This window comes from Brachybacterium sp. B718/18 (genome assembly GCF_055454375.1).
The window spans coordinates 15365-33244 of the sequence record NZ_JBVDDO010000011.1 but is presented as its reverse complement, the minus strand read 5'-3'; the positions used below and the strand labels follow the sequence as shown (position 1 = coordinate 33244).

Genomic DNA, 17880 nt, shown 5'->3' with positions numbered 1-17880 from the left:
ATCAGCCGATCGCGGTGGCGATCTCCTCGCCCGCGGCCTCCATGGTCGGGTGCGGGTCCGCTCCGCCGACGATGTTGGCCTGGGCGATGCCGAGCGGGCCCCAGATGGCGGCCATCGCGGGGATGGCGGGCATCGGGTCGGCGGCCTCGGCCGCCTCGGCGAAGATCATCACGTACTCGTCGCTCGCGGCGATCTCCTCGCGCAGCTGGAGGTTCACCGGGGGCAGCGGGTTAGCCTCGTACATCGCCTTGGCGACGTCGGGGTTGCTCGCCACGTCGGTCATGAACTGCTGGGCGAAGCCCGCGTTCTTGGCCTGCGAGGCGACGTAGAAGGAGTTCACGCCGGCGAAGGGCGCGGCCGGCTGGCCGCCCTCGAAGCCGGGGATCGGGGAGACGGTGAACTCCACACCGGAGTCGCGGACGGTCGCGAGCGCCCACGGGCCCGAGATCAAGTAGGCGGACTTTCCCTCGGCGAAGAGGGTGATCGAGTTGTCGCCGGTGATCGAGTTCTTCAGCACGCCCTGCTGGCCGAGCTCGGCGATCTTGTCGGCCGCCGCGAGGGAGCCCTCCTTGCCGACGCCCAGGTCGGAGGGGTCGAGGTTGCCCTCGGCGTCCTTGCCGAACAGGTAGCCGCCCGCGGAGGTGTAGATCGGCTGCATGTGGTACGGATCGCCGGACTCGCCGACCGGGAGGGACAGGATGTTCTCGGCCCCGCCCGCCTCGGCGGCGGCGATGAGCTCCTCGAAGGTGCCGGGGGTGGGGGCGTCGGTCAGAGCGTTGTTGGCGTACAGCGCGAGGGTCTCCACGGCGTAGGGGACGCCGTAGGTCTGGCCGTCGTAGGTGACCGCCTCGAGGCCGACCGCCGCGATGGTGTCGGAGATGTCCGCGGGCAGCTGCACCGGGGAGATGGCGCTGTTCTGGACCAGGTTCCCGATCCAGTCGTGGGCGCCCATGGTGATGTCCGGGCCGTTGCCGGCCTGGTTGGCGGTGATGAAGCTGGCCTGCAGCTCGTCGCCGGGGACGACCTGCACGGAGACCTTGAGGTTGTTCTGCTCGCCCCAGGCGAGGGCGGAGGGCTCGAGGGCGGGGGCCTTCTCCTCGTCGGCCCAGATCACCAGGTCGGCGTCGGCCGGCGCGGCCGGGGCGCCACCGGCGTCCGAGGCGCCGCCGGCATCCGAGGACCGGGTGCCGGTGCTGTTCTCGTCCCCGCCGCCGCAGGCGGCGAGCAGGGCGGTGGCGGTGACGGCGCCGCTGAGGGCGAGGAAGTTCTTGCGACGGATCTGCACGTCTTCTCCTTCGAATCGTGTCGCAGCCGCCCGTCGGTGGACAGCTGCTCGATGCGCTCACTGTAGACCGGAACGACAGGAGCGTGCAAGAATGTGCAAGTTCTTGCGAATGACGATCCGGTCACGGCGACGACGCCGACCGGGAGAGGGGTGAGGTGTGATGGCGCGACTCATCGACATCGCCCAGCAGGCCGGGGTGAGCGAGGCGACCGTCTCGCGCGTGCTCAACGGCCGCGCCGGGGTCCACGAGGCGACACGGCAGAACGTGCTGGACGTCGCCCGTCGGCTGGGGCGCGGGGCACTCCCGGGGGACCGCTCGGCCGAGCCCCTCGTCGGTGTGCTCGTCCCCGACCTCGACAACCAGGTCTTCACAGCCTGGGCCGAGCGCATTGAGGCCGAGCTCTTCGAGCGCGGGGCCTCCGCCCTCGTCGCCCTGCGGGCCCGGACCGCGGAGCGCGAGCGAGAGATCTTGCAGAGGTTCTTGCAGTGCGGGGCGGAGGCGATCATAGTCATCTCCGGCCACCACGCCCAGCAACAGGGGCCCGTGGACCACTACCGCGAGGTGACCGCCGCCGGGGTGCCGCTCGTGCTCGTCAACGGCGTCCGCGATGATCTCGAGGCCGCCTTCCTCTCCACCGACGACGAGCACGCCGTGCGCGCAGTCCTGGTGCACCTCCAGGACCTCGGCCACCGCCGGGTCGGCCTCGCGGTGGGCGATGAGCACACCTGGCCCGTGCGCGAGAAGCTCCGCGCCTTCGAGGACGTCACGGCCTCCTGGGACGAGGAGCCGCAGCCCGTGGCCTTCACCGACTTCTCCTACGCTGGCGGCTACGAGGCGGCCCGCGACCTCGTCGAGCGCGGTGTCACGGCGATCGTCTGCGGCTCCGACGTGATGGCGGCCGGCGCCCTCGAGGGCATCCGCTCCCTCGGGCGCGAGGTCCCCGGGGACGTCTCCGTGGTCGGCTACGACGACGTCTTCTGGGCCTCGCTGACCAATCCGCCGCTGACGACCGTGCGGCAGGCCGTCGGGTCGATCGCCCGGGCCGCCGTGCGCACGGCCCTGGGCGGCGGGGAGGAGAGCCGTCGGCCCGCGCGCACCGAGGTGGTCGTGCGCCCGCAGCTCGTCGTGCGCGGCTCGACCGCGGCCGCCCCCGGCGCGGCCGCTAGCATGGACCGGTGACCGCTTCGAACACCCCCCGCACCAGCTACGACACCGCCCAGGAGCGCAGTGACGCGATCTGGGAGCAGATCCGCACCGACCCCTCCGGCCTGCGCATGCTCACCGGTGACCGCCCCACGGGTGCCCTGCACATCGGGCACTACTTCGGCTCGCTGCGCAATCGCGTCCGCCTGCAGGAGGCCGGGGTCGAGACGTGGCTGATCGTCGCGGACTACCAGGTCATCACCGACCGCGAGGTGCTCGGCGACATCCGCGGCTCCGTGCGCGAGCTGCTCACCGACTACCTCGCCGCGGGCATCGACCCCGAGCGCGCCACGATCTTCACCCACTCCGCGGTCCCGGCCCTCAACCAGCTGATGCTGCCCTTCCTCTCGCTCGTCACCCAGCCCGAGCTCGAGCGGAACCCCACCGTGAAGGCCGAGCTGCAGGCGGCGGGCAAGACCGCGATGGGTGGGCTCATGCTCACCTACCCCGTGCACCAGGCCGCGGACATCCTCTTCTGCCACGGCAACCTCGTCCCGGTCGGCAAGGACCAGCTGCCCCACATCGAGCAGACCCGCGTCATCGCACGGCGCTTCAACGAGCGCTACGCCGGCGGGGAGGAGTTCTTCCCGCTGCCCGACGCCCTGCTCTCCGAGGCGCCGACGATCCTCGGCCTCGACGGCGCGGCGAAGATGAGCAAGTCCCTCGGCAACACCGTCATGCTGCGGATGACCCCCGACGAGACGCTCACGAAGATCAAGAAGGCCAAGACGGACTCCGAGCGGCGGATCACCTTCGACCCCGAGAGTCGCCCCGAGGTCGCGAACCTGCTGACCATCGCCGGGCTGTGCACCGACCGCGACCCCGCCCAGATCGCCGAGGAGATCGGCGATGCCGGCTCCGGCGCGCTCAAGATGCTCACCGCCGAGGCCCTCAACGAGCACCTCGCGCCGCTGCGCGCCCGTCGCGCGGTGATCGAGCAGAGCCCCGATCATCTGTTCGCGGTCCTGCGCGCCGGCAACGAGCGGGCGAACGAGGCCGCCGAGGCGACCCTCGCGCGGGTCCGCGAGACCATGGGGATGGTCTACTGACCGCCGCCCGAGCCACCGCCCCCTGAGGCTGCCCGTTCAGAAGCGGCTCGAGCTGCCCGCCCCGGAGAAGCCGCCGGAGGATCCCGAGGAGAAGCCCGAGGAGCTGCCCCCGCTCGAGCTCGACGGCGGGTTGCGATGCTGGTCGAGGTTGGTGTCGGCCGTGTGTTGCCAGCCGGAGTACCAGGACACGGGGTTGAGGTGCCAGGGCTGTCCCGCATCCGAGGAGGACGAGCCCTCGAGCGCGTGCCTCCTCGCCCGCAGCGAACGGTAGCGGCGGGGATCTCTCGGCGACTCCTCGGCGCGGCGGAGGACTTCCTGCTCGGCATCGTCCTCCGCGAGACGGGAGATGCGGCTGCTCTGGAGCATCGCCGCCGCCGCGGACAGCTCCCGGGTGAGGGTGTCGAGGCGCTCGAGCGCCTCGTCGGGCGAGGTGCGCCGCTGCTCGAGGGCTTCGGTCAGCTCGTCGATCTCGGTGCCCGCCTGCACGCCGAGAGCGCGGAGCGAGTCGGCGGCCTCCCGCTCCTCCGTCGAGGCCTCCCCGTCCGCGAGCGGAGTGTCGTCCAGGCCGGCGATCGCTTCGCGCAGCGGGGCGATCTCCCGCTCCCAGACCGTCCGCCACTCCCCGGTGCGGGTGAGCAGGTCGCGGGCCTCGACCACCAGATCGTCCACGTGGTCCGCCTCGTCCACGACGGCCTCCAGCTCGCGGGCCCGCCGACGGTCGGCGCCGCGCAGACCCCAGGACCAGTGCCGGGTGGTGGAGTTCGGGAGCTGCCCGCGCAGCGCGATGGCGCGCTCGACGTTGTCCACGAAGGTCTCGTGATCGGCCTTCGCGGCGCGCGCGTAGTCCGAGGCGGTCGGCAGGGTGCGTGCCGCCTCCTCGGTGCGCCGACGCGCCCCCTCGATCCCGGCGAGGCGGGAGAGGGACTCATCGGCCTGTCGCCGTGCCCCGCCGCGCGCCCCTAGCAGGCCGAACCCGCCGCCGAGGGCCGCGGCGCCGGAGACCGTCAGGGCGACCACGCCCCCCGGGCTCTGCCACCACGGGCGCAGCAGGAGCTGGGCGTACTTCGCGGCGCCGTCCTCGATCGTGTCGTCCCAGAAGGAGTTGCGGGCCGGACCCCGCATGGCGTCCTGCACCGCCTCGAACCCACGATCGCTGAGCTTCACGTCCTCCCCGGCGTAGGTGCCCAGGAAGCGGTTCTCGGGATCGAGCGCCAGGATCACGGTCCCGTCGGCCCAGACCTCGCCGCCCGAGGCGATCAGGGAGGGTTCCCGCTCCCGTGCGACGTCGAGCACCGCGTCGTTCAGGGCGAGGTCGTCCGCCGGATCGAAACCGGCCTCGCTCACGTCCATCACGAGCACCACGAGCCGCACCTCGGTGCGGAAGTCCGTGCTCTCGAGGGTCTCGGTGACCTCCTCCCGGTCGAGCACGCCGACGGTGTCGTGGATGAACACCTCCCGCGGGGCCTCGGCCCGGGCCGAAGAGAGCGGGACCAGCAGCATGCCGAGCGATACGGCGAGGAACGCCGTGAGCACCAGCAGTCCGCGCGCAGCGGACGCAGAAGACAGAGCGGTGGGCGACGTCACGGCGACGGCGGTGCGGCCTCCGGGCTCCGACGGGGCGGCGGGACGGACGTCCGGGTGGCGTGACATGCCGTCGAGGGTAGGTCGCGGGACGAAGGCACGCCTCCGACCTCCGTCGGTACCGGGCGTGTCGATCGGGGGCGGGGGATGATGGCGGTGGACGGTCCCCAGTCTCACCCCAGGGGGCGGGTTATGATCGCGCCAAGCAGTGCTTTGCAGCGGCCGTGTCCCCGCGGTCCTGCCGGAATCGAGGAGGAACTCATGCCCGTGTACGAGAACGTCTCCGAGCTCGTCGGTCGCACCCCGCTGGTCAAGCTCAACCGGCTCGGCGACGACGTGAAGGCGACCGTGCTCGCCAAGCTCGAGTTCTACAACCCCGCCAACTCCGTCAAGGACCGCATCGGCGTGGCCATGATCGACGCCGCGGAGAAATCCGGCGAGCTGCAGCCCGGCGGCACCATCGTCGAGGCCACCTCGGGCAACACCGGCATCGCGCTCGCCATGATCGGCAGCTCCCGCGGGTACAACGTGGTCCTGACCATGCCCGAGTCGATGTCCAAGGAGCGGCGCATGCTGCTGCGCGCCTACGGCGCCGAGCTCGTGCTCACCGAGGCCGCCAAGGGCATGAAGGGCGCGGTCGAGAAGGCCCAGGAGATCGCCGCCGAGCGCGGCGCCGTCCAGGTCCGCCAGTTCGACAACCCCGCCAACCTCGAGATCCACCGCGCCACCACCGCCGAGGAGATCTGGGCCGACACCGAAGGTGCGGTCGACGCGCTCGTCGCGGGCATCGGCACCGGCGGCACCATCTCCGGCGTGGGTCAGGTGCTCAAGGAGCGCAAGGGCGAGGTGAAGGTCTTCGCGGTCGAGCCCGAGGAGTCCGCGATCCTCAACGGCGGCGCCCCCGGCCCGCACAAGATCCAGGGCATCGGCGCGAACTTCGTGCCCTCGATCCTGGACCGCGAGGTCTACGACGAGGTGCTCGACATCGATGCCGAGACCGCGATGGAGCGCGCGCGCTCCGTCGCGCGCACCGAGGGCCTCCTGGTGGGCATCTCCTCCGGTGCCGCGATCGAGGCCGCCGCCCGCATCGGTTCCCGCGAGGAGTTCGCCGGGAAGACCATCGTGGTGATCGTCCCCTCCTTCGGTGAGCGCTACCTCTCCACCCCGCTGTTCGCGCAGTACGCGGACTGAGCCGGGGACGCCATGGCCCGCACGCATGGGGCGAGCACCCTGCCGGGCCGGCTGACGGACCGGGTGATGGGTGTCGTCGCGACGGTCCGCGAGGACCTCGCGGCGGCGCACCGCCGGGATCCGGCGGCGACCGATGACCTGTCGATCCTGCTGACCTCTCCCGGGCTGCACGCCATCTGGACCCATCGCCTCGCCCATCGGCTCTGGGAGCACGGGGCGAAGCGCACCGCGCTCGTGATGGCCCAGGGCGCCCGCTCCATCACCGGCGTGGAGATCCATCCCGGTGCGAGCATCGGCCGCCGCTTCTTCATCGACCACGGCATGGGCGTGGTCGTCGGGGAGACCGCCGAGGTCGGGGACGACGTCATGCTCTACCACGGCGTGACCCTCGGCGGCCGGTCGATGGAGCGGGTCAAGCGCCATCCCACCATCGGCGACGGCGTGACCATCGGCGCGGGCGCGCGCGTGCTCGGACCGATCCTCATCGGCAGCGGCGCCCAGATCGGTGCGAACGCCGTGGTCGTCAAGGACGTGCCCGCCGGCGCGACCGCCGTGGGCATCCCCGCGACGGTGCGCAGCGGCGCCGCGCATCCCGAGGAGAACGTCGACCCGGCGATCTGGATCTGACGGGTCAGAAGGGGTCGAGGAACGAGGCGGTCGAGCGCCCGTTCATCGCACGCTCCCAGGCCGGCAGCACCTCGTGGGCGTCCTCCGCGAGGACGTGGTCGAAGGCCGCGCGGAGCGCGCCGCCTGCGGGCGGGTCGATGTCGATCAGCACCGTGGTCGCCCCGTGCGCCCGGGCGAGCGGGGCGAGCTGCGCGGCCGGGAAGACCACCCCGCTGGTCCCCACGGCGACCAGCAGGTCCGCACGCTGGGCGAGCCGCATCGCCAGGTCGAGGGCCGACGGCGGGAGCATCTCGTCGAAGAGGACCACATCGGGCCGGGTTCGTTCCCCGCAGCGCGGGCAGCTCCCGGGCGCCCCGTGGTCCTCGGCGCGCGGGCCGTCCCCGGGGGTGATCGACTCCCGCCAGGCGCAGTCCGCCCCGAGGCACACCGCATGCAGCGCGCTGCCGTGCAGCTCGGCGACCACCTCGCTGCCCGCGGCCTGGTGGAGCCCGTCGATGTTCTGCGTGATCACGGGAGCGCCCATCCGTGCGATCGCCCGATGGCCGGGCGTCGGCCCGTGAGCGGTGGCGATGCGAGCCATCCGCCCCCAGACGCTCCACAGCTGCGGCAGCGAGTCCGGCAGGTGCTCGGCATGCATCGCCCGCTCGGTCTCGGGCTCGAGGGCCCACAGACCCTGCGGGCCGCGGAAGGTCCCCAGGCCCGTGCGGGCGCTGAGCCCCGAGCCGGTGAGGAAGACGATCTCGCGATGCTCCGGACCGGGGGAGAAGCGACCTCCCGGTCCGGTCACCACTCCTCGTGCTCCCGGGAATCCCAGGCGGCGTCCTCCCCGAGGTCCAGGCTCGCCAGCAGCGCGCGGTCCTCGTCGTCCAGGCGCACGTGATCCAGCGAGGCGTTCTCGAGCTGTCGCTGGGCATCGCCTGACTTGGGGATCACGACGATGCCGCGGTCGATGGTCCAGCGCAGCGTGACCTGCGTGAGGGTCGCATCGTGCTTCTGGGCGACCTTGCGCAAGGCGAACTGGGTGCCGAGCCCGTCGCGGCCGCCGAGCGGGCCCCAGGCCTCGGTGACGATGCCGTGCTCGTCGTGGAAGGCGACCGTGTCGTGGCGCGCGAGGGCGGGGGAGAGCTGGATCTGGTTCACCTCGGGCCAGACCCCGGTCGCGTCGACGAGCTCCTGAATCTGCTCGGGCCGGAAGTTCGAGACCCCGATGTGCAGCGCCCGCCCCTCCTCCTTGAGGTCCACGAGGGTGCGCCACGTGTCGAGGGCGAGGCCGCGCGAGGGGTTGGGCCAGTGGATCAGCACGAGGGCGGCGCGGTCCAGGCCGAGCCGGCGCAGCGACTCGAGGTACCCCGAGCGCGCGGCCTCGCGGCCCTGGTCGCCCCCGGCGATCTTCGTCGTCACGAGCACCTCGTCGACGTCCAGACCCGAGAGGCGGACGGCTTCGCCGACCGCCGCCTCGTTGCCGTACTGGGCGGCGGTGTCGAGCAGGCGGTAGCCCGCGCCCAGGGCGGTCGCGATCCGCTGCGCCCCATCGGGCCCCTTGAGGCCGCCGGTACCGAAGCCGATCAGCGGGAAGGTCGTGCCGTCGGCGAGCGTGGTGGTGGGGATGGTCAGCGCGGTCATGGGGTCCTCCAACGACGGGGAGAGCGGACCCGGCCAGCCTACCTAGTGGGCGCGCGCGGGCGGCGGCGGGTCCTGCTCGGTCTGCAGGGAGTCGACGCGCTCGGGGAGCGGCTCCGCGAGGCTCCGCTCGAGCAGCAGCTGCTGCGTCCCGAACTCCTCGAGGCCCTTGCGGACCGAGAAGCCGAGCTTGCGCAGCAGGGCGACGCTGCGCTTGTTGCGGGTCTGGCTGACGGCGATGACGTGGTCGTCCTCGAGCGCCTCCCGCGCCCAGGCGAGCAGCGCGGCGCAGGCCTCCGCGGCATAGCCGCGGCCCGTCCACTCCGGCAGGAGGGCGTAGGAGAGCTCGAGCTCTCCGCGGTCGTAGTCCAGGGTGATGGATCCGATCATCCGGTCGTCCTCGAGGGTCGCCAGCACCCAGCGGCCCCAGGTGAGTCCGAGGGGCGAGAGCTCAAGGGCCTGGCGCGACGCGTAGTCGACTGTGCCGCCGAGATACTCGCGGGTGACCGGATCGGTCATCAGGCGGATCATGGCCGTGCGGTCCGCTTCGCCCGGCGCGCGGATCGCCAGCCTCTCGCTGCGGATCTCGACCGGCCATTCGGTCGTGCCTTCACGTGTCACGGGAACCACCGTACCCGTCCCTCGGCACCCGACCCGGGCCGTTCGGGCCGGTTGCCGGGTGTTCCGCGGGGAACTCGCGAGAGTGCCGCCCGGCCTCTGGACGGGCGATAGGGTGACCCTGCGGCACGAGGGCGTGCCGCAGCACCCGAGGAGTCGGGAGGCGCACGGTGCGGGGCGGGAGTCCGTCCCCGGTGAGGATGAAGGAGCACCATGGTCGAGGAGTCGCTGCGCAGCACGGCGCTGGAGTCGGTCCACGAGGCGTCGGCGGCGACCTTCACGGACTTCGCGGGATGGCGGATGCCCGTCCGCTACGACTCGGATCTGCGCGAGCACGCCGCGGTCCGCGAGCGGGCCGGGATCTTCGACCTCAGCCACATGGGCGAGATCCACCTGCGCGGTCCGCAGGCCGGGCAGGCGCTCGATCACGCGCTCGCCGGGAAGATGTCCACCATGGCCGTCGGCCGCGCGAAGTACTCGCTGATCCTCGCGGAGGACGGCGGTGTGATCGACGACGTCATCGCCTACCGCCTCGCCGAGGACCACTTCCTGGTGGTCGCCAACGCCTCCAACGCCGAGGTCGACGCCGGCGAGCTGATCGCCCGCGCCCACGGCTTCGACGTCGAGGTCGACGACGCCTCCGCGGCGACCGCGCTGATCGCCGTGCAGGGGCCGCTCAGCGAGGAGATCCTGCTCGAGGCGCTCTTCGGTGACGAGGACGTCGCGGGTCTGACCGCCGAGGACCTCACCGCGCTGCGCTACTACCGCGTCCTCGCGGGCAGCTACCGGGGCGAGCAGATGCTCGTCGCCCGCACCGGCTACACCGGGGAGGACGGCTTCGAGCTGTACGTGCCCGTCGAGCTCGCCGTCCCGCTCTGGGAGCGCCTCGTCGCCGTCGGCGGCGAGCGTCTAACCCCCTGCGGCCTCGCCTGCCGCGACACCCTCCGCCTCGAGGCCGGCATGCCGCTGTACGGGCACGAGCTGGGCCGCGCGCTGAAGCCGGTCCAGGCCGGTCTCGGCAAGGTCGTCGCCCTGGCCTCGAAGGGCGATTTCGTCGGCCGCGCCGCCCTCGAGGGTGCGGACCACGGGGACCTGCCCGTGCTCGTGGGTCTCTCCGCGGAAGGCCGGCGCGCCGCCCGCGCCGACGCGGTGGTCCGCGACGCCGACGGCGCCGAGGTCGGGGTGATCACCTCGGGGGCGCTCTCGCCGACCCTCGGGCACCCGATCGCGATGGCGCTCGTCCGCCCCGACCTGACCGGGATCGGCACCGAGCTGATCGCCGACGTCCGCGGCAAGGACCTGCCGGTCCGCGTCGTCGCCCTGCCCTTCTACTCCCGCGCCTGACGCTCCGCGCCGGACGCACGCTCCCCGACCCTCCCCGAATCCCGATCCCCTGACGGAAGGACACCCCATGACCGCAGAGCTCCTGTACAGCAAGGACCACGAGTGGGTACGCGTCGAGTCCGAGGGCGTGGCCCTCGTCGGCGTGACCGACTACGCCGCCGAGCAGCTCGGCGACGTCGTCTACGTCGACCTGCCCGAGGAGGGCGCCGAGGTCACCGCCGGCACCGAGATGGGCGAGATCGAGTCGACCAAGTCGGTCTCGGACCTCTTCTCCCCGCTCACCGGCTCGGTCACCGAGGTGAACCAGGCCGTGGTGGACACCCCCGAGCTGGTGAACTCCTCGCCGTTCGAGGACGGCTGGCTGATCCGCGTGCGCTTCGCGGAGCTGCCCGAGGATCTGCTGTCCGCCGAGGACTACCAGGCCTTCACCGCCTCCTGAGCCGGCCGGCGGCGGCCGCCCCGCGCGGCCGCCGCCGAGCGCGCTCGCCGCGGCGGCCCTCGGCCCCGTCGCCACCCATCCGCTCTCGCACCACCCAGGGAAGCCCGTTCATGACCTCCTCGTCCGTGTCGTCGCCCGCGTTCGGCCACGACTCCTTCGTCACTCGCCACGTCGGCACCGATCCCGAGGCGCAGCGCCGCATGCTCGAGGTGCTCGGCTACGAGAGCCTCGACGAGATGCTGCGGGCCGCCGTGCCCTCCACGATCCTGCTCGAGGAGGACGTCGACACCGACGTCCCCGCGGCCGTGACCGAGCCCGCCGCGCTCGCCGAGCTGCGCGCCCTCGCCGATCGCAACACGGTGCGCCGCTCGCTCATCGGGCTCGGCTACCACGGTACCCATACCCCGGCGGTGATCCAGCGCAACGTGCTCGAGAACCCCGCCTGGTACACGGCCTACACCCCGTACCAGCCGGAGATCTCGCAGGGCCGGCTCGAGGCGCTCCTGACCTTCCAGACGATGATCTGCGATCTCACCGGCATGGACGTCTCCAATGCGTCCACCCTCGACGAGGCGACCTCCGCGGCCGAGGCGCTGATGCTCGCCCGCCGCACCGCGAAGCGCAACGGCGACGTCTTCCTCGTCGACACCGACGCCCTGCCCGCCACCAAGGCGGTGCTCCAGGGCCGGGCCGACGGGCTCGGCATCACGCTGCGCGAGGTCGACTTCGCTCGCGACGGCGCTCCCGAGGGCGAGTACTTCGGGGCCCTGATCCAGTACCCCGGCGCCTCGGGCCGCGTGTGGGATCCGAGCGAAGTCATCGCTGCGGTGAAGTCCACCCGGGCCGTGGCGATCGTCGCCGCGGACCTCCTTGCCCTGACGCTGCTCGCCTCGCCGGGCTCCCTCGGCGCCGACGTGACGGTCGGGACCTCCCAGCGCTTCGGCGTGCCGCTCGGCTTCGGCGGCCCCCACGCCGGCTTCGTCGCCGTCCGCAAGGGCCTCGAGCGACAGCTCCCGGGCCGTCTCGTCGGCGTCTCCCAGGACGCCGACGGCAATCCCGCCTTCCGCCTCTCGCTGCAGACCCGCGAGCAGCACATCCGCCGCGAGAAGGCCACCAGTTCGATCACCACCGCGCAGGTGCTGCTCGCCGTGATGGCCGCGATGTACGCCGTCTACCACGGTCCCGAGGGCCTCACCCGGATCGGCCGACGGGTCGCGGATCGCACCGCCGCCCTCGCCGACGTGCTGCGCCGCAGCGGCTACGAGCTGGTCTCGGACTCCTTCTTCGACGCCCTCGAGCTGCGCGTGACCGGGCGCGCCCGGGAGATCGCCGCCGGCGTCGCGGAGGCCGGCTATCTCGTGCACGCCGTCGACGACGACCTGGTCCATCTCGCCCTGGACGAGACGATCACCCGCTCCGACCTCGAGGCCATCGCCGCCGCCTTCGCGCCCTACGCCCCGCAGCCCGGGGCCGAGCCCGCGGAAGGGGCCGACGGGGACGCCGGCGTCACCTCGGGTGCGGGCTGGGCGCGGCTGGTGCGCCAGGACGCGATCCTCCGCCACCCGGTGTTCTCCTCCTTCCGCTCGGAGACCGCGATGATGCGCTACCTGCGCCGCCTCTCGGACCGCGACTTCGCGCTCGACCGCGGCATGATCCCGCTGGGCTCCTGCACGATGAAGCTCAACGCCGCGACGGAGATGGCGGGCATCACCTGGGAGGCGTTCAACGGCGTCCATCCCTTCGCCCCGCGCGAGGACGTCGAGGGCTATCTCGAGCTGATCGGTCAGCTCGAGACCTGGCTGACCTCGCTCACCGGCTACGACACCGTCTCCCTCCAGCCCAACGCCGGCTCGCAGGGCGAGTACGCCGGCCTGCTCGCGATCCGCGCCTATCACGCCTCCCGCGGAGAGTCCGCCCGCGAGGTGTGCCTCGTGCCCTCCTCGGCGCACGGCACCAATGCCGCGAGCGCCGTCAACGCTGGTCTGCGCGTCGTGGTCGTCGACTCCGACGACCGCGGCAACATCGACCTCGACGACCTGAAGCAGAAGATCAAGGATCACGGCGACGAGCTCGCGGCGATCATGATCACCTACCCCTCGACGCACGGCGTGTACGAGGAGGAGGTGCGCACCGTGTGCCAGCTGGTGCACGACGCGGGCGGCCAGGTGTACGTCGACGGCGCGAACCTCAACGCCCTGCTGCAGGTGGCGCGCCCCGGCGAGTTCGGCGGCGACGTCTCCCACCTGAACCTCCACAAGACCTTCTGCATCCCCCACGGCGGCGGCGGCCCGGGCGTCGGCCCGGTCGCGGCCAAGGCGCACCTCGCCCCCTTCCTGCCGGGGCACGCGGCGATGCAGGTCCCGGAGCATCAGGTCGTGGGCCGGGGCGAGCTCGTCCACGGTGGCGCCCCGGTCTCGCAGGCGCCCTACGGCTCGCCGTCGATCCTGCCGATCACCTGGACCTACATCCGGCTGATGGGGCCCGACGGGCTGCGCCATGCAACGGCCTCCGCGGTGCTCGCCGCGAACTACATGGCCCGCCGCCTCTCGGAGTCCTACGAGATCCTCTACACGGGGGACAACGGTCTGGTCGCCCACGAGTGCATCGTGGACCTGCGGCCCTTCACCGCCCGCACCGGCATCTCGGTGGACGACGTCGCCAAGCGGCTCATCGACTACGGGTTCCACGCCCCGACCATGTCCTTCCCGGTCGCCGGGACGCTCATGATCGAGCCGACGGAGTCCGAGGACCTCGCGGAGATCGACCGCTTCGTCGAGGCGATGCTGATGATCGCCAAGGAGGCCGAGGAGGTGCTGGACGGCACCTGGCCCGCCGACGACAACCCGCTCGTCAATGCCCCGCACACGGCCGCGTCGATCGCGACGGGGGAGTGGACCCACCCCTACTCCCGCGAGATCGCCGTCTACCCCGGCTCGTGGACCGCTCCCGAGGACGACTCCGTCCACGACAGCGCGCAGATGCGCATCCAGTCGAAGTACTGGCCGCCGGTGCGCCGCATCGACCAGGCCTACGGCGATCGCAACCTGGTGCCCACCTGGCCGCTGGACTGAGCCCGCGCGGTGCCTCCTCGGCCCGGGGAGGCGCCGTGTGAACGGCTGTGGCGCCGCGATTCCCGCTCGCGAGGAACGGGCTCCTACTCTCGGGGCATGACCGAGATCCTCACCACCCACGCCGGCTCTCTGCCCCGCAGCCCGGAACTGATCGCCGCCAACGCCGCCCGACCCGTCGGCGAGGACGGCCTGACCCCGCAGCCCAGCGACGAGTTCCGCGAAGTGCTGCGCCAGGCCGTCGTCGACGTCGTCGCGAAGCAGCGCGAGATCGGCATCTCGATCCCCAACGACGGCGAGTACGGGCACCTCATGGGCTCCGCCGTGAACTACGGCTCCTGGTGGTCGTACATCTTCGACCGCGTCAGCGGCCTCGAGATCACGGGCAGCGACATCTTCTCCTCCGAGCCGGTCCGCTCGAGCCCCGGGAACGTGCGCCTGACCACCTTCCCCGACCGCCGCGACTGGACGATCTTCGCCGACGCGTACCAGGACCCGACCTCCGGCATCACCGTCGGCTCCCAGCCGACCTTCCCGGCCGCGACCTCCCAGATCGCCTACTCGGAGACGGGCCGCGAGCTCGTCGCCCAGGACGTGGCGAACTTCCGCGCCGCGCTCGAGGCGGCCGGCTACCAGGGCGGCTACCTCGCCGCGCTCTCCCCGGGCTCCGGCTCCCGCATCACCGACGACCACTACGGCGACGAGGACGCCTTCCTCGACGCGTGGGTCGAGGTGATGCGCCCCGAGTACGAGGCGATCGCCGCCGCGGGCCTCACCGTCCAGATCGACGACCCCTCGATCGCCGAGAACTGGGACCAGATCAACCCCGAGCCCTCCGTCGCTGACTACGTCGAGTTCACCCGCAAGCGAGTCGACGCCGTCAACCGCGCGCTCGTCAACGTCCCCACCGAGCAGACCCGCTTCCACCTGTGCTGGGGCTCCTGGCACGGACCCCACACGACCGACATCGAGTTCCGCCACATCGCGCCGCTGCTGCTCGAGATCGACGCGACGTACTACTCCTTCGAGGCCGCGAACGTGCGCCACGAGCACGAATGGACCGTGTGGCAGGACCTCGAGCTGCCCGACGACAAGGTGATCGTCCCCGGCATCGTCTCCCACGCCACCAACGTCGTCGAGCACCCCGAGCTGGTCGCGCAGCGCCTCGAGCGCTTCGCCCGGATCGTCGGTCCGGAGCGCGTGATCGGCTCGACCGACTGCGGCCTCGGCGGGCGCATCCACCCGCAGATCGCCTGGGCGAAGCTCGCCTCTCTCGTCGAGGGAGCGGCGATCGCCTCGGCCCGCCTCTGAGCGGTCCCAGAACCCGTCGCGGAAGGGCTCGCCGAGCGCGGCACGACGGCCCGGTGGGCGAGAGTTCACCGGGCCGTCGACGACTCGTCACGGGGACGTGGTCCGCGGGCGCGGCCGACGGCGCATGATCGAGGCGTGAGGATCCTTGTCGTCGCCGAGTCCTTCCTGCCGCATATGAACGGGGTCACGAACTCCGTGCTCCGCATCGTCGACCACTTCGCCGCCGCCGGTGACGATCTGTCGATCATCGCCCCTCAGTGGCCCCGTGCGGACAAGTTGCTGCGCACCGCCTGCGGGCGCAAGATCCGGGTGCGCCGCATCGCCTCCGCCCCGCTGCCCGGCTACGCCGAGGTGCGCATCGCGACGACGAGCGCCGGGACCCTGCGCCGTCGCATCGAGGACTTCCAGCCGGATGTCGTCCACCTCGCCTCGCCCACCATCCTCGGCGGGCGCGCCGTGGTCGCGGCGCAGAAGCTCGGGGTGCCGACGGTCGCCGTCTACCAGACCGACATCCCCGGCTACACCGCCCGCTACGGCATGCCCTTCCTCGAGGCCGCCTCCTGGCAGCTGCTCAAGGACGTCCACAACCGGGCGACCCTCAACCTCGCCCCGTCCACCGCCACCCACGACCAGCTCGTGGCCCACGGCATCGAACGCGTCTCGCTGTGGCGCCGCGGCGTCGACACGTCGCTGTTCTCTCCCTCGCTGCGCAGCGAGAAGCTGCGGGCGAAGTACGCCGATGCCGACGAGAAGCTCGTCGTGTACGTCGGCCGCCTCGCCCCCGAGAAGCAGGTCGAGGACCTGCGGGTCATCCACGACGTGCCCGGGGTGCGGCTGCTGATCGTCGGCGACGGCCCGGAGAAGGATGCCCTGCGCCGGGCCATGCCCCGGGCCCGCTTCGCCGGGTTCCGCTCCGGCACCGACCTCGCGACCCACCTCGCGAGCGCCGATCTGTTCATCCATCCGGGTGAGCTGGAGACCTTCGGGCAGACGATCCAGGAGGCCATGGCCTCGGGCCTGCCCGTCATCGCCCCGCGCCGCGGTGGCCCCGTCGACCTGGTCACCCCCAGCCGCACCGGCTGGCTCTACACCCCGGGCATGCTCGACGAGATGCGCGAGCATGCCGGGGACCTGCTCTTCGACGACGCCAAGCGCCGTGCCTTCGGGGAGGCCGCACTGGACTCCGTGCGCAAGCGCACCTGGCCGGTCCTCGCCGAGCAGCTGCGCGGCTACTACGGCGAGGCGATCGCGCAGCACGCCGCCGTGACCGCGCCGAGCTGACCGCACCGAACTGACCGCACAGGGCTGACCGCTCAGAACTGACTGCGTCCCGTCGTCACATTCCGCCACAGAGTTCGCCCGGATCGGTCCCGCCGGGGTGGACTGGGTCCCGTCGCCGTCACCGGGCGGCAGGGATCTCCGCGGAAAGGACCACTCATGGCGCAGCGCACCACCACCCGTCGCCCGCTCATCGGCGTGACCGCAGGGACCCGCACCATGATGTCCGGCGCCTGGGCGGGCCACGACGCCGTGGTGGTCACCGAGCACTACGTCCGCGCGCTGCGCGAGGCCGGGGCCCGCCCCGTGATCATCGCGCCGCAGGACGACTGGACCACCGAGGAGATCGCCGAGCTCGACGGCCTCGTGCTCACCGGCGGCACCGACCTGGATCCCGGGACCTGGGGCGAGAACGCCCTGGAGACCGACATGACCCCGGATCCCGCGCGGGACGCCTTCGAGACCGCCCTGTACTGCACCGCCCGTGCGGCGGGCGTGCCGGTGCTCGGCATCTGCCGCGGACTGCAGATCATCGTCGTCGCCGAGGGCGGCTCGCTGCACCGCCACCTCCCGACGGACCTGCCGGCCCATCCCGTGACGGGGGAGCGGCCCACGGCCGTGACCACCGCCATCGAGGCCGCGAGCGATCTCGCGCTCGCCCTCGGTACGAGCGCGGAGGTCACCGCCTTCCACCACCAGGGGGTGCGCGAGGTCGCGGGGGACCTGCGCATCGTCGCGCGGCACGAGAGCGGCCTCCCGCTCGCCGTCGAGTCGGGGTCCGGCTCGAGCGTGCTGGGCGTCCAGTGGCATCCGGAGATCGACGGTTCCGACGGGCTCGCCGTGTTCGGCACCCTGCTCGCCGCGGTCCGCCATCGCGCGGCGTCGGCCGAGGCGCCCGCCCTGGTCTAGAATGGTGCCCGTCGCCCGCGTCCCCGACCGGACGCGATCGAGAGCCGAAGCGGAGGACACAGCAGATGAGCAACGAGCAGGTCGACGGCACGAGCGAGGCCGCCGCGCCGCGTGCGCGCAACCAGACCTCCGCGGGCAACAGCCTGCCCCTGTCGGTGGTGCTGTTCGTGCTGCTCTTCGGGCTGTTCGTCGGCGGTCTCTACGTGATGGCCATGTTCACCCCGGTGACCTTCATCGCGGGGCTCGGCATGTGCCTCGTCGCCCTCTTCATCACCTTCGACCTGGTGCCGCGCTTCCTCACGAAGTGAGCCCCGCCCGCAGTGCGCGGGCCATCCAGGACAGCACAGTGCCCGACA

At 72.2% G+C, this 17880-nt stretch carries 16 protein-coding genes; 11 read left to right on the top strand and 5 right to left on the bottom strand.

Features of this window, described 5'->3' with window-relative positions:
• Position 1 precedes the first annotated feature (1 nt).
• Positions 2–1285: a sugar ABC transporter substrate-binding protein gene (locus ACZCAH_RS13835; protein ID WP_464341633.1), complete on the bottom strand. Its 1284-nt coding sequence runs from the start codon at positions 1283–1285 to the stop codon at positions 2–4.
• A 160-nt stretch (positions 1286–1445) separates the two neighbouring features.
• Between ACZCAH_RS13835 and ACZCAH_RS13830 the strand changes: the two genes are divergently transcribed.
• Together ACZCAH_RS13830 and trpS are read left to right on the top strand one after the other, a co-directional pair.
• Positions 1446–2465 (top strand): LacI family DNA-binding transcriptional regulator, encoded by a 1020-nt coding sequence (locus ACZCAH_RS13830; protein ID WP_464341632.1) that lies wholly within the window; start codon positions 1446–1448, stop codon positions 2463–2465.
• Entirely contained in the window at positions 2462–3538 is a 1077-nt protein-coding gene (trpS, locus tag ACZCAH_RS13825; protein WP_464341631.1) for a tryptophan--tRNA ligase, read from the top strand. Before ACZCAH_RS13830 ends, trpS begins: the two co-directional genes overlap by 4 nt.
• 36 nt (positions 3539–3574) lie before the next feature.
• Here the strand turns inward: trpS and ACZCAH_RS13820 are convergent, their stop codons facing one another.
• Positions 3575–5188 (bottom strand): DUF5129 domain-containing protein, encoded by a 1614-nt coding sequence (locus ACZCAH_RS13820; RefSeq protein WP_464341630.1) that lies wholly within the window; start codon positions 5186–5188, stop codon positions 3575–3577.
• A 192-nt stretch (positions 5189–5380) separates the two neighbouring features.
• On the opposite strand from ACZCAH_RS13820, the gene cysK reads away from it, so the two are divergent.
• Positions 5381–6310 carry a cysteine synthase A gene (gene cysK, locus ACZCAH_RS13815; RefSeq protein ID WP_464341629.1) on the top strand — a complete coding sequence of 310 codons (930 nt, stop codon included), beginning with the start codon at positions 5381–5383 and terminating at the stop codon, positions 6308–6310.
• A gap of 66 nt (positions 6311–6376) precedes the next feature.
• Positions 6377–6937, top strand: a complete 561-nt coding sequence (gene cysE, locus ACZCAH_RS13810; RefSeq protein ID WP_464341692.1) for a serine O-acetyltransferase — start codon at positions 6377–6379, stop codon at positions 6935–6937.
• 4 nt (positions 6938–6941) lie between these two features.
• Here cysE and ACZCAH_RS13805 read toward each other — a convergent pair whose 3' ends face one another.
• The 3 genes from ACZCAH_RS13805 to ACZCAH_RS13795 are packed head-to-tail and all read right to left on the bottom strand — an operon-like array spanning position 6942 to position 9178.
• On the bottom strand, positions 6942–7724 hold the full coding sequence (locus ACZCAH_RS13805; protein ID WP_464341628.1) for an SIR2 family NAD-dependent protein deacylase: 783 nt from the start codon (positions 7722–7724) through the stop codon (positions 6942–6944).
• On the bottom strand, positions 7721–8560 hold the full coding sequence (locus tag ACZCAH_RS13800; RefSeq protein WP_464341627.1) for an aldo/keto reductase: 840 nt from the start codon (positions 8558–8560) through the stop codon (positions 7721–7723). Before ACZCAH_RS13800 ends, ACZCAH_RS13805 begins: the two co-directional genes overlap by 4 nt.
• A 42-nt stretch (positions 8561–8602) precedes the next feature.
• Entirely contained in the window at positions 8603–9178 is a 576-nt protein-coding gene (locus ACZCAH_RS13795; protein ID WP_464341626.1) for a GNAT family N-acetyltransferase, read from the bottom strand.
• A 210-nt stretch (positions 9179–9388) separates the two neighbouring features.
• On the opposite strand from ACZCAH_RS13795, the gene gcvT reads away from it, so the two are divergent.
• The 7 genes from gcvT (at position 9389) to ACZCAH_RS13760 (ending at position 17832) form a co-directional block, all read left to right on the top strand.
• On the top strand, positions 9389–10519 hold the full coding sequence (gene gcvT, locus ACZCAH_RS13790) for a glycine cleavage system aminomethyltransferase GcvT (protein ID WP_464341625.1): 1131 nt from the start codon (positions 9389–9391) through the stop codon (positions 10517–10519).
• A 67-nt stretch (positions 10520–10586) separates the two neighbouring features.
• Positions 10587–10958 (top strand): glycine cleavage system protein GcvH, encoded by a 372-nt coding sequence (gene gcvH, locus ACZCAH_RS13785; RefSeq protein ID WP_464341624.1) that lies wholly within the window; start codon positions 10587–10589, stop codon positions 10956–10958.
• Positions 10959–11068: 110 nt separating this feature from the next.
• The gene (gene gcvP, locus ACZCAH_RS13780; protein WP_464341623.1) at positions 11069–14029 is read left to right on the top strand and encodes an aminomethyl-transferring glycine dehydrogenase; all 2961 of its coding nucleotides are present in this window, start codon (positions 11069–11071) and stop codon (positions 14027–14029) included.
• A gap of 96 nt (positions 14030–14125) precedes the next feature.
• On the top strand, positions 14126–15337 hold the full coding sequence (locus ACZCAH_RS13775) for a cobalamin-independent methionine synthase II family protein (RefSeq protein WP_464341622.1): 1212 nt from the start codon (positions 14126–14128) through the stop codon (positions 15335–15337).
• Between the two features lie 135 nt (positions 15338–15472).
• Positions 15473–16618: a glycosyltransferase family 4 protein gene (locus tag ACZCAH_RS13770; protein WP_464341621.1), complete on the top strand. Its 1146-nt coding sequence runs from the start codon at positions 15473–15475 to the stop codon at positions 16616–16618.
• A gap of 156 nt (positions 16619–16774) precedes the next feature.
• The gene (locus tag ACZCAH_RS13765) at positions 16775–17524 is read left to right on the top strand and encodes a gamma-glutamyl-gamma-aminobutyrate hydrolase family protein (RefSeq protein WP_464341620.1); all 750 of its coding nucleotides are present in this window, start codon (positions 16775–16777) and stop codon (positions 17522–17524) included.
• 65 nt (positions 17525–17589) lie between these two features.
• The gene (locus ACZCAH_RS13760) at positions 17590–17832 is read left to right on the top strand and encodes a hypothetical protein (protein WP_464341619.1); all 243 of its coding nucleotides are present in this window, start codon (positions 17590–17592) and stop codon (positions 17830–17832) included.
• Positions 17833–17880 lie beyond the last annotated feature (48 nt).